Origin of the sequence: Paracidovorax sp. MALMAid1276 (assembly GCF_049198005.1) — a bacterium.
Taxonomy (GTDB): Bacteria; Pseudomonadota; Gammaproteobacteria; order Burkholderiales; family Burkholderiaceae_C; genus Acidovorax.
Window position 1 is genome coordinate 1 of record NZ_JBMIRS010000040.1, and the last position, 14334, is coordinate 14334.

Sequence of the window (14334 nt, forward strand, 5' to 3'; positions counted from 1 at the left end):
CGCATCCACTCATACCGATTGCACTCCAATGCGATCTTCAAAAAGACATTGAACAGGCTCTCAACGCCAAAATCATTGCAAAACTAAATCATTCTCATTTGTAATGTAGAATTCAAAGAGACCGCAAGCCACAGCCCTGCCGCCAGGGTTGCAGCCAGCACCCGCCATCCGACGTCGATGCCGTCGGGTCGCCTGGCCGGATACCGCCTGCCGCATGCACCTGCTCCCGGGCACGCCCCGGGGCGCACGCCCCGCCACACGCGCACGCTGCCATGCGCGCACCCCGGCCGGTGGCGGCCCATGCGGAGGCACCCGAGGCCGGGGCCCGCTGCAGCCAACCGCCTCCGCCCGCCATGAGCCCTCACGCCCTGCGCCGCTGGAGCTGGACCCACAAGTGGTCCAGCCTGGTGTGCACCGTCTTCATGCTGCTGCTGTGCCTCACCGGCCTGCCGCTGATCTTTCACCACGAAATCGGCCACCTGCTGGGTACCGAGGTGGGGGCGCCCGCCCTGCCCGCCGACACCCCGCGCGCCAGCCTGGACCAGGTGCTGGCGGCCGCGCACGCGCTGCACCCGGAGCGCGTCGTGCAATTTGCATCGCAGCCCGAGGACGACGATGCGCTGTGGTTCGTCACCCTCACGCCCACGCCGGCGCCCACGCAGGACTTCAAGTCCATCGCGGTGGATGCGCGGACGGCGGCGGTGCTGTCCGAGCGGCCGGTGAACGAGGGCTTCATGTACGTGATGTTCCGCCTGCATGTGGACCTGTTTGCAGGGCTCGCAGGCAAGCTGTTCCTGGGATTCATGGGGCTGCTGTTGCTGGTGGCCATCGTCACCGGTGTGGTGCTGTATGCGCCGTTCATGCGCAAGCTCGCGTTTGGTGAAGTGCGGCAGGACCGGTCCGCCCGCGTGAAGTGGCTGGACCTGCACAACCTGCTGGGCATCGTCACGCTGGTGTGGGCCTTTGTGGTGGGCGCCACGGGCATGGTCAACACCTGGGCCGACCTGATGATCAAGTACTGGCAGCACGACCAGCTCTCGACCTTGCTCAAGCCGTATGAAGGCCAGCCCATCGTGCCGGTGGCCGAGCGCGGGCCGCTGCAGCAGTCGCTGCACGCGGCGCAGGCGCAGGCGCCGGGCATGAAGCTGTCGTTCATCGCCTTTCCGGGCACGGCGTTTTCCAGCCCGCACCACAACACCTTCTTCCTGCGCGGCGAAACGCCGCTCACCTCCCGCCTGCTGCAGCCGGTGATGGTGGACGCGCGCACCGCGCAGGTCACGGCAGCGCCGCAGCTGCCTTGGTACCTCACGGCGCTGCTGGTGTCGCAGCCGCTGCATTTCGGCGACTACGGCGGCATGCCGATGAAGATTCTGTGGGCCTTGCTCGACATCGCCACCATCGTGGTGCTGGGCAGCGGGCTCTACCTCTGGCTGCGCAAGGGCGCGCCAGGGCGCAGCAGCGCGGCGGCCGGCGCCACCGACGCGGCGCCTGCGGACCTGTCGCCAGGCTTGGCGCGCACGGAAGGCGCCGCATGAACGCCCGGACGGGTACTTTCCGGGCCCTGTGGGGCTGGCCCATTGTGCTGGGCTTGCTCACGGCGTCCGGCCTGCTCACCGCCCTGGTGTCAGACACCTGGGGCGACTGGTGGTCGTGGGTGGGCCTGGGCGTGCCGGTGGCGGTGATGGGCTGGTTCGGCTGGCCGCGCCGCTGTGCGGATGCAGCGGACGGCCTTGCGCAACCCGCCCTCGGCGACCCCGGCGCCCCCGACGGACCACCGCCGGGCCAGCGCTGACGCCACCGTCCTCCTGCTGCGTCGCCGCCCTCACATTTTTTCAACCTCTTTGCCAACACCTCCCCATGCCCAGCGCTTTTCGTTCACACCCCGGCATCCCGCAGATGCACCCCACACCATCGCTGACAACCACCCCCATCGCCATGGCCGCCTCGGTCATGCTTATGGCCCTGGCGGCAGCGCCCGCCAGCCACGCACAGTCGACCGCGGCCCCGGCCGAGGGTGACGCCACGCGCACGCTCTCCACCGTCACCGTCAACGCCAGTGCAGACGCCTCTGCACAAGGCCTGTCGCCGGCATACCCCGGCGGCCAGGTGGCGCGCGGCGCCCGCGCCGGCATCCTGGGCACGCGCGACGCGATGGAGACGCCGTTTTCCAGCATCGCCTACACCCACGAGTTCATCCAGGACCGCCACGCCCGCAGCGTGGGCGACGTGCTGCAAAACGACCCCACCGTGCGCGTGGCGCGCGGCTTCGGCAACTTCCAGGAGTCGTACTTCATCCGCGGCTTCATCCTGGGCTCGGACGACACCGCGTACAACGGCCTGTACAGCCTGCTGCCCCGCCAGTACATCGCCACCGAACTGTTCGAACGCGTGGAGGTGCTGCGTGGCGCCTCGGCCTTCCTGAATGGCGCCACGCCGGGCGGCGGCGGCATTGGCGGCGCCATCAACCTGCTGCCCAAGCGGGCGCCCAACGAGCCGTTGAACCGGGTGACCTTTGGCGTTGCCAGCGGCGGCCAGACACAGGTGGCGGCCGACATCGCACGCCGCTTCGGGCCCGACGGCAACACGGGTATCCGCGTGAATGCTGCCGCCCGCAACGGCGGAACAGCGGTGGACAGCGAAGACGTGAAGCTGGGCGTGGTGGCCGTGGGCCTGGACTGGCGCAGCCGCGATGTGCGCTTGTCGGGCGACATCGGCTGGCAGGACCACCAGCTCAAGAACACGCGCACCAACGTGACCCTGGGCAGCGCCGTCACCACCGTGCCCGCAGCGCCTGACGGCCAGACCAATTTCGCCCAGCCCTGGAGCTACTCGAACGAGCGCGACACTTTCGGCACACTGCGGGGCGAATGGGACCTGTCGCCCACCACCACGGCCTGGGCGGCAGCGGGCGCGCGGCGGGGTGAAGAGGCCAATTCGCTAGCGAACCTGACGGTTTCCAACGCCAGCACGGGCGCCGCCACCACCTACCGTTTTGACAACACCCGCAAGGACAGCGTGAACACCGGCGAGCTGGGCCTGCGTGGCAAGCTGTCCACCGGCAGCGTGGGCCACGAATGGGTGGCCGTGGCGTCGCACTTCAGCGCCGACAAGAAAAACGCCTATGCCATGGACTGGGGCAACACCCAGGCCACCAACCTCTACACCCCCGTGGCCACCGGCCTGCCCGGCTTCAGCGCGGGCACGCTGTATGGCGGCGACCTGGCCAACCCGCTGCGCACCGGCAGTACGCGCCTGACGAGCGTTGCGCTGGGCGACACGATGTCGTTTATGGACCAGCGCCTGCTGCTGACGGTGGGCGTGCGCCACCAGTCCATGGACATCGCCAACTACGCCTACGGCACGGCCGTGCAGACCGACCGCTACGACCAAAGCCGCACCAGCCCGCTGCTGGCCGCCGTCTACAAGGTGGACAAAGGCCTGTCGGTGTATGCCAACTACGTGGAAGGCCTGACCCAAGGCCAGACGGCGCCCAGCACCGCCGCCAACCGCGGCGAAATGCTGTCGCCCTACGTGTCCAAGCAAAAGGAGGTGGGCGTGAAGTTTGACGCGGGCCGTATGGGCGGCAGCGTGGCGTTGTTCTCCACCACCAAGCCCCGTGCATACCTGGACGCAGCCAACATCTTCAGCACCCGCGGCAAGGACCGCCACCAGGGCGTGGAACTGGCGCTGCAGGGCGAGGCCGCCAAGGGCCTGCGCGTGCTGGGCGGGCTGACCTGGCTGGACGCCAAACAGGTCAGCACAGGCTCGGCCACCACCGACGGCCAGCGCGTGATTGGCGTGCCCAAGCTGCAGGCCAACCTGGGGGCCGAGTGGGATGTGCCCGGCGTGCCGGGCCTGGCGCTGGATGGCCGCCTGGTGCACACCGGTGCCAGCTATGCCAACGCCACCAACACCCTGCGCGTGCCCGGCTGGAACCGGCTGGACGTGGGCGCCCGCTACCTCACCGAGGTGCAAGGCAGGCTCGTCACGCTGCGCGCCCGCATCGACAACCTCACCAACCGCAACCACTGGGCCTCCGTAGGCGGCTACCCCGGATCGGGCTACCTGGTGGTGGGCGCGCCGCGCACGCTGTCGCTGAGCGTGAGCGTGGATTTCTGAGGCCCTGAATCCTTTCTTCATGGTTCCCAGAGCCAAAAAGCCACCAAGCGCTTGACCACCAGGCGCTGGCAGCTATCAAAAACAGAGCACGCCACAGCCCCAACGATCGGGCTGTGGCGTGCAGTGTGCAAACGTTCGTCCATCCATCACCAAGGAAACCACCATGTCGCTCACCCTGCGTTCCACCGCCCTTGCCGCTGCCCTGCTTGCCCTGGGCGCCACCACCGCCCAGGCCCACCAGGTCTGGCTGGAAAACGCCGGCGGCCAGGCCCGCCTGCACTTTGGCGAGTTCAATGAAAACCTGCGCGAGACCTCGCCCGGCCTGCTCGACAAGTTCAAGGGCGTGCCCGCGCTGGAGCAGCAAGGCCCCGGTGCCGCCGCGCCGCGCGTAGAAGGCCAGCTCGGCAAGGATGCCTTCAACTACCACGTGACCGGCACGCCCCAGACACTGTTCGCCGCACCCGTCTACCCGCTGATCGACCGCAGCAAGCGCAACCTGCCCGCCATGGCCTGGCAGCCCTCGGCCCGCTGGGTGGCAGGCCTGACGCAGGCCGTGGCGCCCACCGCGCCGCTGGACCTGGTGCCCACCGGCAAGCCCGGCGAGCTGAAGGTCGTCTACAAGGGCGCCCCGCTGCCCAAGGCCAAGGTGCAGCTGGCAGCCCCCTCGGGCTGGACGCGCGAGGCGGAATCGGGCGAAGACGGCACCGTCACCTTCGCAACGCCCTGGCAGGGCCAGTACGTGGCCGAGGTGAAGCACACCGACAAGACCCCGGGCGAGGCCCAGGGCGAGAAGGTGGGCGAGTTCAGCTACGTGACCACGCTCACCTTTGTGCTGGCCGACGGCATGGCGTCGCCGGCGCTGCCCCCCGCGCCCAAGGCGCACTGATCCCGGCCCGGCCGGGCCGCACCACAGCCACCCGTCCCTGCGGACTTGGGGAGCCATTTTTAGCAATCGAAATGGCTTGTAGCGCTTGATGCATAAGCGTTTACAGCTATGTAAACAGTAGCATCATGAACACTCCGAATCTGCTGCGCACCACGGTGGCCCAGGCGGCGGCGCTGGCCCTGTGCGGCACGGCGTGGGCCCAGACCCACACCGTGCCCGCCCCCACTGAAACGTCGACACCTGCGTCCTCATCTGCGCCCACTTCTGCGCCGTCATCTGCGCCCTCGTCTGCGCCCTCCTTGCGCCAGGTCGATGTGGTCGACTCCACCGCAGGCGCCGCCGCCACCCCCGCGCGGCGCGCGCAGAGCAGCTCGCGCCTGGGCCTGTCGGTGCTGGAGACGCCGCGCTCGGTGAGCGTGATCGACGGCGCGCTGATGGAGCAGCAGATGGCCACCACCGAGCGCGACGTGCTGCGCAACGCCTCGGGCGTGTCGTCGCGCAGCGAGTACTACGGCTCGTATTCGCAGTTCGCCATCCGCGGGCTGTGGGCCAACAACACCTACAACTACCTGCGCGACGGCGCCAAGTTCGTCCACCTGCTGGACCCGCCGCTGTTCAACATCGAGCGTGTGGAAGTCATCAAGGGCCCGGCCGCCCTGGAGTTCGGCCAGGTGGCGCCCGGCGGCCTGGTCAACTACGTGAGCAAACGGCCGCAGGCCGACCCGCTGCGCACGGTGAAGATCGGCGCCGGCAGCCACGGCTGGCGCAGCGCCGATTTCGACCTGACCGGCCCGCTGAACGAGAGCGGCACGCTGCGCTACCGGCTGGACGGCGGCGCCAGCCGGGGCGGCAGCTTTGTGGACGGCAACACGCCCCGCAAGCAGGGCGTGGCGGGCAGCGTGGAGTGGCAGATCACCCCGCACACCGTCTGGCGCGCGCAGGCCGAAACGCAGAGCATCGAAGGCGTCTCCACCGTGGGTCTGGCCGTGCCGGACCTTACCAACCCGCGCAGCGCCGATGTGCTGCCGGTGGGCGCGTTCTACGGCGAGCCCTGGCTGACCACCGATGGCCACCTGCGCTTTTATTCCACCGAGCTGACGCACCGCTTTGCCAACGGGCTGCAAGCCCGGGTGCACCTGTCGCGCAACGAGACCGACCGCAACGTGAATCTCCCCTCGCCCATGGGCCCCGTCACCAACGGCCGCGTGGCGCGGGGCTACTGGCTGGCGCCGGGGCAGGAATACACGTCCGACACCGCCCTGGCCGAGCTGCGGGCGCAGGCGCAGACGGGCGCTGTGAAGCACACCCTGCTGGCGGGCCTGGACTGGCGCACCATCGAGGGCATCTACGGCGCGCGCACCACCGGCAACCTGGGCGCCATTGATCTCTACCACCCTGTGGCGGGCCGGGTGCCGCCCGTGGCGTCTACCGGAGTGACGCGGCTGTCCTCGGATGCGCGCAACACCGGCGTGTTTTTGCAGGACCGCATGGTGCTCGGCGACTTCGGCCTGCTGCTGGGCCTGCGCCACGACCGCTTCAAGGACGCGTACACCAACCCCGTCACCGACATCAGCAAGACCCAGCCCAGCGCGGCGATCAGCTGGGAGCCCCGGCCGGGCAGCATGTTCTACGCCAGCCACGCCCGCTCGTTCCAGGCCAACACGGGCACCCTGCTGTGGGGCGACCGCGCGGCCCCGCCCTCGGAGGGCAAGCAGCTGGAAGTGGGCTGGAAGCAGGAGTGGCTGAACCAGCGCCTGATGACCACGGTGTCTGCCTTCGACCTGGAACTGACCAACGCGCCCGCCAGCGACCCCGCGCACACGGGCTACTCCGTACTCACAGCGCGCCAGCGCATCCGGGGTGTGGAGCTGGAGCTGCAAGGCCGCATCACCCCGGCCTGGACAGTGACGGCCCAGGCCAGCCTGCACGACCCCAAGGTGCTGGCCGACACCACGGCGGGCGCCAACGTCGGCAACCGCGTGGCACTGGCCACACGCCGCACTGCATCGCTGTGGACGCAGTACCGCGTGCCGCAGCTGCCCGGCCTGTGGGTGGGCGGCGGCCTGGTGCACCAGGGCGACAAGTTCACCGCCAACGACAACCGCTGGCGCCTGCCGGGCTACACCGTGGTGGACCTGGCCGTGGGCTACCAGTTTGCGGGCGGGGTGCGGCTGCAGGCCAACCTGAAGAACGCCGCCAACCGCCGCTACTACATCGACGCGACCACCACCGCCGCAGGCTTTGGCGCCGTGGTGCCGGGCACACCGCGCAGCCTGCAGGTGTCGCTGGACTATGCGTTCTGAACGCGGCGCACCCTGATTCATTTTTCTCAAACCATCGAAGGACCCACCCCATGACCCCCGGCACCCCAGCCCGCCGCTCTGCCCTCGCGCATGCGGCCCTGCTCGCGCTGTGCGGCGCAGCCCATGCGCAGCAGGCCACCACCGCCGACGCCGCTGCGCCCACGGCAGAGAAGACCCTTGCACCCGTCACCGTGAGTGCGGGCACGGACCAGGAGAACCCCACCGCCCCGGTCAGCGGGTTTGCGGCCAAGCGCGCGCTCAGCGCCACCAAGACCAACACCCCGCTGATCGAAACGCCCCAGGCCATCAGCGTGGTGACGCGGGACCAGATGGAAGCGCAGGGCGTGCAGACGCTGCGGCAGGTGACGGCGTACACAGCCGGGGCGGTGTCGAACTATTTCGACAGCCGCGTGGACAGCTTTGCCGCGCGCGGCGGCAGCGTGAGCCAGTACCAGGACGGGCTGCTGCGCACCTACGGCACCTACAACACCAGCCGCCCCGACCCCTACACGCTGGAGCGCGTGGAGTTTCTGCGCGGCCCCACCTCCGTGCTCTACGGCCAGGGCAGCGTGGGCGGCGTGCTCAACCTCACCAGCAAGCGCCCGCAGGCCGAAACCCTGCGCGAAGTGCAGGTGCAGTTGGGCAACAACAGCCGCAAGCAGATCGCCGCCGACCTGACGGGCGCGCTCGACAAGGACGGCCAATGGCTTTATCGCCTGGTGGCCGTGGGCCGCGACAGCGGCACGCAGGTGGACCATGTGGACGACGACCGCCTGGTGCTGATGCCTTCGCTGACCTGGAAGCCCAACGCAGACACGTCGCTGACGCTGCAGGCCCTGCACCAGAATGACCAAAGCGGCTCACTCATCGGCTTCTTCCCCTGGCAAGGCACGCAGCTGCCCAGCCAGTACGGGCAGATCCCGCGCAACACCTTCATCAGCGAACCGGGCTGGGACGCGTTCGACACCACCAACAACTCGTGGGGCTACCTCTTCAGCCACCGCCTGAACAACGCATGGACCGTGCGCCAGAACCTGCGCCGCACCGTGAGCGAGGTGGACTACCGCACCATCTACACCAGCTTCACGGCCAATGCCGCCGCGGGCCGCCCGGCGCGACCCGTGTTCAACAGCGACAACCGCACCCTGGTGCGCGACGCGGTGTGGAACCTGAACACCGGCCGCATGCTGCTCATCGACACGCAACTCGAAGGCAGGCTGAAGGCTGGTGGCACCGAACACACGCTGCTGGCCGGTCTGGACGTGCAGCGCAACCACACCGGCCAGCAGGCATGGCGCGCGGTGGCACCGGCCATCGACGTCTACAACCCCGTGTACGGCAACTTCACGCCGCCCACGGCCGCCCAGCTGGTGCGCCAGCCCAGCGTGGCGCAAAAGCAACTGGGCTTCTACGCGCAAGACCAGATCCAATGGGGCCGCTTCACCGCCACGCTGGGCCTGCGCCACGACAGCGCCAAGACCGACACCGAAGGCCGCCCTGCGGCCGCCGTGAACGACAAGGCCTGGACCAAGCGCGCCGGCGTCACCTACCAGATGGACGGCGGCTGGGCACCGTATGCGGGCTACAGCGAATCCTTCCAGCCGCTGGGCGGCGTGGACGCGTATGGCACCCCCTTCAAGCCCCAGCGCGGCGAGCAATGGGAAGCGGGTGTGAAGTGGCAGCCGCCCGGCCAGGGCATCAACGCCTATGCCGCCGTTTACCAGCTGCGCGAGAAGAACCGCAAGACCACCGACCCCGGCAACCCGCTCAACAGCCTGCAGATTGGTGAAGTGAAGGTGCAGGGCCTGGAAGCCGAAATGCAGGCCAGCCTGGCCCGCAACTGGGACTTCACCCTGGGCTACGCCTTCACCGACGCCAAGATCAGCCGCAGCAACGCCGGCGACCAGGGCCAGCCTGTGGCCAGCGTGCCGAAGCACACCGCATCGGCCTGGCTCAGCCACCGGTTTGCATCGCAGGGCCGCGGCGGCTGGGTGGTGGGCGCGGGCGTGCGCTACACCGGCTCGCAATGGAGCGGCACCAGCGCCATCAGCACACCGGCCGCCACCATCGCAGACGCCATGGTGGCGTACGACGCAGGCGACTGGCGCGTGGCCTTCAACGTGGTGAACCTGACGGACAAGGTGCACATCACCCAGTGCCTGGCGCGGGGCGATTGCTTCTATGGGCAGGCGCGCACGTACACGCTGACGTCGACGTACCGGTTCTGAGGCAGGCCACAGGGTCTGGCTCGAAGAAATTTGAGCCAAATCGGGCCTCAGCGCTTTATGGAAAAGCGTTGACAGCTATAAAAAGCAGAGCAAATCGAAAGACCCCGGCGGTCCGCGCTGGCGTCTTTTGATGAGGCCTTCCTCCAGGGGCTTTCTGCTGGCAGTAGCGGCCCCTTCATTTGACAGGCCCATGCCGGCCTCGCACAATCAAACCAGTTAGATGACTAGTTTGGAGGCCCGACGATGCACACATGGCCCGTTCAGGATGCCAAGGCGCGGTTCAGCGAATTTCTGGATGCCTGCCTTGCGGAAGGCCCACAGATGGTGACCCGGCGAGGCGCCGAGGCTGCGGTTCTCGTTCCCGTCCAGGAATGGCGGCGCATGCAGGCCGCCGCTCGGCCCTCCTTGAAACAACTGCTGCTCTCCGACACGTTTCGCACTGAACTGGTCGTGCCCGCGCGTGGGCAAGCCAGGCGGCGCAACGTGGAGCCCCAGCCGTGACGCGCAGCTACCTGCTCGACACCAATGTGGTGTCTGAACTGCGCAGGCAACGCCCCCACGGGGCGGTGGTGGCGTGGCTGGAGTCGCTCGACGATGCTCAGCTGTTTCTGTCGGCCGTTACCCTGGGTGAAATTCAGGCAGGCATCGAACTCACACGCGACCAGGATCCCCACAAGGCCACCGACATCGAGACCTGGCTGGAGCTGGTGGCGGGCGCCTACAACGTGCTGCCCATGGACGCGGCCGTAGTCCGGGCCTGGGCCAGGCTGATGCACAGAAAATCCAACACCCTGTATGAAGACGCCATGATCGCCGCCACCGCCCAAGTCTACGGCCTGACGGTGGCAACGAGGAACGTGGCGGATTTCAACGCGCTGGGGGTGGAGGTTTTCAACCCGTTTGGATCGACGCAGGAGTCTGCGCGGTAGAAGGCATCCGCTACCGCCCCAGCACCACCACATGCACCGCCGTGCGCACCTGAAAGCCCAGGCTTTCATACAGGCGAATCGCCGCCGCGTTGGTCGCCCACGCATGCAAGAACGCCTGATCGCCCCGCTGCTAAATGCGGTGGGCCACCACGGAGGAGAGCCTGCGCGCGAAGCCGTGGCCGCGAAAGTCCGGGTGCGTGCAAACGCCGCTCACCTCGGTGCCGCCGGCAAAGCGCATGCGCTCGCCCGCCATGGCCGCCAGCCGGCCGTCCACGCGAATGCCGATGAAGCGGCCCATGGTGTGGGTGCGGGGCAGGAAGGGGCCGGGCTCGGTCAGCTGCGCCAGGGCAAGCATGTCGGCAGCGTCCGCATCGCCGAGCTCGATGATCGCGGCGCCGCCCGCCTCGGCATCGATGGGTCGCGTCGCCAGCATCTGCACCCCTTCTGCGCGGCGCAGGGCCTGCAGCCCCGGGGGCACGGGTGCGGGCCGGGCCTGCAAGACGAACACGCTCTCGCCCGGCGCGACCAGGGGCGTGAGCGCGGCCACGCTGGCGTCGTCGTCGTCGCAGCGGGCGGATGCAAAAAGGTGGATGTCCCGGCGGTAGCGCCGGGCCAGCTCGCCGCCTTCTGACAGCGCCGGCGCGTGGGCCAGCGACGCCCACACGGGGCGGTCGAACGGGTCATTGTGCTTGGTCGTCATGCTTTCGGGCCTTTGACGGATGGGTTGGCGGACGGCCTGCGGCGGGCGGCCAGGCGCTTGCGGGCTGCGGGATCGGTGGCGATGCGGGCGGCAGAGCGCTGCAGCAATGAGTCGCGCGCAAGGCCTTGTTCCAGCGCGGCCAGCTGCGCCAGCAGCGGCCCTTCCAGCGGCGCACACACCTGCGCCACCGAGGCTTCGATCAGCGGCCACACATCGCGCTGGGCGCGCTGCACCAGCACCTGTCCTGCGGGGCTGAGCGCCACGCGGCGCACGCGCCGGTCGCCCTCCATCGCTTCAGACTGCACCAGGCCGCTGTCTTCCAGCCCCTTGAGCGACCGCGTGACCACGGGCTGGCTCACGCCCACGGCCTGGCTGAGTTCGCCCACACCCAGCGCGCCGTGCCGGTGCAGCGCTGCAAGCAGCGGGAAGTGCGCTGCCGGCATGTCGATGCCGTGCTCGGCCAGCAGCGCCTGGGTTTGCGCCTGCAGCGCCTCGCCGATGCGCTTGAAGCGAGTGCCGAGGGTGAGGAAGCCGAGTTCCTTGACGATGTCTTCCACCATGATTTATTACTCCAGATATATATCATGATATTTATTTTTCATCCCGCGTCAACCGTGTACGGCGGCTCGGCAATCGCCCACGCACGCAAAGGCATTCCAGACTCCTGATACTGCGCCTCCAGGGGCTTGCCGTCCGGCGGCCCACCCGCACACTTTGGAGCCGTGGCAATGCACACAAAGCGCTATGCAGCAGCCCTGGGCATGACGCTCTGGACCGTCTGGGCGCCCGCCCAAACCGGGACGCCCGTGGTCCTGGACGACCTGGGCGGCCTGCGCATGGACAAGACCGAGGTCACCATCGCCCAGTTCGCACGCTATGCGCGGGCGACCGGCACCACCACCCGCGCGGAGCGCGAAGGCGGCGGTTTTGAGTACGCGGGCGGGTGGCAGCGCCGCGCGGGCTGGACCTGGCAACGCCCCGACGGCGTGCCGCCAGACACCGACGAACTGCCCGCCGTGCATCTCACCCATGCCGAGGCCCAGGCCTATTGCCACTGGGCAGGCGGCCGCTTGCCCTTTGCCACCGAGTGGCGCGCCGCCGGCTTCACCGAGATGCGCAGCCAGCCACCCGCACCCTGGGTGCGTGGCACCACCTACCCCTGGACCACGGGCCTCAGCCCGCAGGGCGCCAATACCAGCGACCCCGACCCCTGGCCCCGCGCCGCACCCGTCAACGCCACCGCCGCCGGGGTCAACGGCCTGCACGACATGGGCGCCAATGTGTGGGAATGGGCGGCCGATGCGCGCGGTGACGAGCGCCGCACGATGGGCGGTTCATGGTGGTATCCCGCGTCGCAAATGCGCGCGGATGTGGAGGCCTGGAAGCCGGCGGACTTCTATGCGGTCTACATCGGATTTCGCTGCGTGTACGACCGGCACGCGCCCTTGAAGCCGCGTTGAATGAAAAAGCCCCCCGGCCTGTCGAAACCGGGGGGCCACTGCGGTGCCTGATACTGCGCGTCGCTCAGCGTCACACGTTCATGATCGACACGAGGCGCGTGTTCAGATGCGCCTCGATGGCCTCGGGGCCGCCTTCGGAGCCATAGCCCGAGTCCTTCAGGCCGCCAAACGGCAGCTCGGCCGCAGGGGCTGCGGCCTGGTTGATCCAGAGCATGCCCACTTCCAGGCGCTGGGCCAGCAGGTGCGCGTTCTTCAGCGACGAGGTGAACGCATAGCCGGCCAGACCAAACGGCAGGCGGTTGGCCTCGGCAATGGCGTCTTCGATCTTCTCGAACCCGCGCACGGCGGCCACGGGGCCAAAGGGTTCTTCGTTGACGATGCGGGCCGAGAGGGGCACGTCGTTGAGCACCGTGGGCGCAAAGAAGTTGCCTTCGGTGCCGATGCGCTCGCCACCGGCCAGCACCTTGGCGCCCTGCTGCACGGCGTCGGCCATCAAATCGGCCATGGCGGTGACGCGGCGGGGGTTGGCCAGCGGGCCCATCTGCGTGCCGGCCGTCAGGCCGTCGCCCACCTTCAGGCCCTGGGCGTACTTGGCGAATGCAGCCACGAAGTCGGCGCGGATGCTTTCGTGCACCAGGTAGCGCGTGGGCGAGATGCAGACCTGGCCCGCGTTGCGGAACTTGGCGCCACTGCTGATCTTGATGGCCAGTTCCAGGTCGGCGTCTTCGGCCACGATGACCGGAGCGTGGCCGCCCAGCTCCATGGTCACGCGCTTCATGTGCTTGCCGGCCATGGCGGCGAGCTGCTTGCCCACGGGCGTGGAGCCGGTGAAGGTGACCTTGCGGATGATGGGGTGCGGAATGAGGTAGTTGGAGATCTCGGCCGGGTCGCCATACACCAGGCCCACGGTGCCTGCAGGCACGCCGGCATCAGCAAAAGCGCGGATCAGCTCGGCCGGGCTGGCGGGGGTTTCTTCCGGTGCCTTGACGAGGATGGAGCAGCCGGCGCCCAGCGCGGCGGCCAGCTTGCGCACCACCTGGTTGATGGGGAAGTTCCACGGCGTGAAGGCCGCCACGGGGCCCACTGGGTCCTTCAGCACCATCTGCGTGGCCTTGAGGTTGCGCGAGGGCACGATGCGGCCGTACACACGCAGCGACTCGTCGGCAAACCATTCGATGATGTCGGCCGACGCCATGGTTTCGACCTTGGCTTCGGCCAGGGGCTTGCCCTGCTCCTGCACCATGATGGCGGCGATGGATTCGGCACGTTCGCGCATCAGGGCCGCAGCGCGGCGCATGGTCTTGGCGCGCTCGGCGGCGGGCATGTCGCGCCAGGCTTCAAAGCCCTTTTGCGCGGCGTCCAGCGCACGGTCCAGATCGACTTGGGTGGCGTGAGCCACACGGCCAATTTCTTTGCCCGTGGCGGGGTTGAACACGGCCAGGGTCTTGCCCTCGGCGGCGTCTTGCCACTGGCCTGCGATGAAAAGCTGGGTGTTGGGATAGGTCATGGGCCTTGATCAGGTGTTGGAGGGAAAGCGGACGAAAGACTATACGCCTGCGATGATGGCTAAGCTATCAGAGCCTGTTCAACGTCTTTTTTGAGTCGCACAAATGCCTTTCCGGGATGGGATGCCAGGCGCGGTGCGCAGTGGATAGCCCGGCTATCCACAAGCGCCGCAACGCCGCAGACCGCCCGGCAAGGCACTTGCC

At 68.4% G+C, this 14334-nt stretch carries 11 protein-coding genes and 1 pseudogene; 9 read left to right on the forward strand and 3 right to left on the reverse strand.

Annotated features, from left to right (window positions below; all coding sequences use genetic code 11):
* Positions 1-353 precede the first annotated feature (353 nt).
* From ACOQFS_RS01975 to ACOQFS_RS02010, 8 genes are all read left to right on the forward strand, one after another.
* Positions 354-1535 (forward strand): PepSY-associated TM helix domain-containing protein, encoded by a 1182-nt coding sequence (locus ACOQFS_RS01975; RefSeq protein ID WP_421561311.1) that lies wholly within the window; start codon positions 354-356, stop codon positions 1533-1535.
* Positions 1532-1792 (forward strand): hypothetical protein, encoded by a 261-nt coding sequence (locus tag ACOQFS_RS01980; protein WP_421561312.1) that lies wholly within the window; start codon positions 1532-1534, stop codon positions 1790-1792. Before ACOQFS_RS01975 ends, ACOQFS_RS01980 begins: the two co-directional genes overlap by 4 nt.
* 104 nt (positions 1793-1896) lie before the next feature.
* Positions 1897-4119 (forward strand): TonB-dependent receptor, encoded by a 2223-nt coding sequence (locus ACOQFS_RS01985; RefSeq protein ID WP_421561321.1) that lies wholly within the window; start codon positions 1897-1899, stop codon positions 4117-4119.
* A gap of 163 nt (positions 4120-4282) precedes the next feature.
* The gene (locus ACOQFS_RS01990) at positions 4283-5005 is read left to right on the forward strand and encodes a DUF4198 domain-containing protein (RefSeq protein WP_421561313.1); all 723 of its coding nucleotides are present in this window, start codon (positions 4283-4285) and stop codon (positions 5003-5005) included.
* Positions 5006-5130: 125 nt separating this feature from the next.
* On the forward strand, positions 5131-7308 hold the full coding sequence (locus ACOQFS_RS01995) for a TonB-dependent siderophore receptor (protein WP_421561314.1): 2178 nt from the start codon (positions 5131-5133) through the stop codon (positions 7306-7308).
* Positions 7309-7358: 50 nt separating this feature from the next.
* A complete protein-coding gene (locus ACOQFS_RS02000) occupies positions 7359-9536 on the forward strand; it encodes a TonB-dependent siderophore receptor (RefSeq protein WP_421561315.1) in 2178 nt (725 codons plus the stop codon).
* Between the two features lie 243 nt (positions 9537-9779).
* The gene (locus ACOQFS_RS02005; RefSeq protein ID WP_421561316.1) at positions 9780-10037 is read left to right on the forward strand and encodes a type II toxin-antitoxin system Phd/YefM family antitoxin; all 258 of its coding nucleotides are present in this window, start codon (positions 9780-9782) and stop codon (positions 10035-10037) included.
* A complete protein-coding gene (locus ACOQFS_RS02010; protein WP_421561317.1) occupies positions 10034-10465 on the forward strand; it encodes a type II toxin-antitoxin system VapC family toxin in 432 nt (143 codons plus the stop codon). Before ACOQFS_RS02005 ends, ACOQFS_RS02010 begins: the two co-directional genes overlap by 4 nt.
* A gap of 10 nt (positions 10466-10475) precedes the next feature.
* Here the strand turns inward: ACOQFS_RS02010 and ACOQFS_RS02015 are convergent.
* Positions 10476-11165 (reverse strand): annotated as a pseudogene (locus ACOQFS_RS02015) (GNAT family N-acetyltransferase).
* The gene (locus ACOQFS_RS02020) at positions 11162-11725 is read right to left on the reverse strand and encodes a MarR family winged helix-turn-helix transcriptional regulator (RefSeq protein WP_421561318.1); all 564 of its coding nucleotides are present in this window, start codon (positions 11723-11725) and stop codon (positions 11162-11164) included. Before ACOQFS_RS02020 ends, ACOQFS_RS02015 begins: the two are co-directional and overlap by 4 nt.
* A 168-nt stretch (positions 11726-11893) precedes the next feature.
* On the opposite strand from ACOQFS_RS02020, the gene ACOQFS_RS02025 reads away from it, so the two are divergent.
* Positions 11894-12625, forward strand: coding sequence for a formylglycine-generating enzyme family protein (locus ACOQFS_RS02025; RefSeq protein WP_421561319.1), 732 nt, complete (start codon positions 11894-11896; stop codon positions 12623-12625).
* Positions 12626-12695: 70 nt separating this feature from the next.
* On the opposite strand, the gene ACOQFS_RS02030 is transcribed toward ACOQFS_RS02025, so the two are convergent.
* The gene (locus ACOQFS_RS02030) at positions 12696-14132 is read right to left on the reverse strand and encodes an NAD-dependent succinate-semialdehyde dehydrogenase (RefSeq protein ID WP_421561320.1); all 1437 of its coding nucleotides are present in this window, start codon (positions 14130-14132) and stop codon (positions 12696-12698) included.
* Positions 14133-14334 lie beyond the last annotated feature (202 nt).

Coding starts and splice junctions, on each gene's coding strand:
- ACOQFS_RS01975 (WP_421561311.1), top strand. CDS start 354: ATGAGCCCTCACGCCCTGCGCCGCTGGAGCTGGACCCACAAGTGGTCC.
- ACOQFS_RS01980 (WP_421561312.1), top strand. CDS start 1,532: ATGAACGCCCGGACGGGTACTTTCCGGGCCCTGTGGGGCTGGCCCATT.
- ACOQFS_RS01985 (WP_421561321.1), top strand. CDS start 1,897: ATGCACCCCACACCATCGCTGACAACCACCCCCATCGCCATGGCCGCC.
- ACOQFS_RS01990 (WP_421561313.1), top strand. CDS start 4,283: ATGTCGCTCACCCTGCGTTCCACCGCCCTTGCCGCTGCCCTGCTTGCC.
- ACOQFS_RS01995 (WP_421561314.1), top strand. CDS start 5,131: ATGAACACTCCGAATCTGCTGCGCACCACGGTGGCCCAGGCGGCGGCG.
- ACOQFS_RS02000 (WP_421561315.1), top strand. CDS start 7,359: ATGACCCCCGGCACCCCAGCCCGCCGCTCTGCCCTCGCGCATGCGGCC.
- ACOQFS_RS02005 (WP_421561316.1), top strand. CDS start 9,780: ATGCACACATGGCCCGTTCAGGATGCCAAGGCGCGGTTCAGCGAATTT.
- ACOQFS_RS02020 (WP_421561318.1), bottom strand. CDS start 11,725: ATGGTGGAAGACATCGTCAAGGAACTCGGCTTCCTCACCCTCGGCACT.
- ACOQFS_RS02025 (WP_421561319.1), top strand. CDS start 11,894: ATGCACACAAAGCGCTATGCAGCAGCCCTGGGCATGACGCTCTGGACC.
- ACOQFS_RS02030 (WP_421561320.1), bottom strand. CDS start 14,132: ATGACCTATCCCAACACCCAGCTTTTCATCGCAGGCCAGTGGCAAGAC.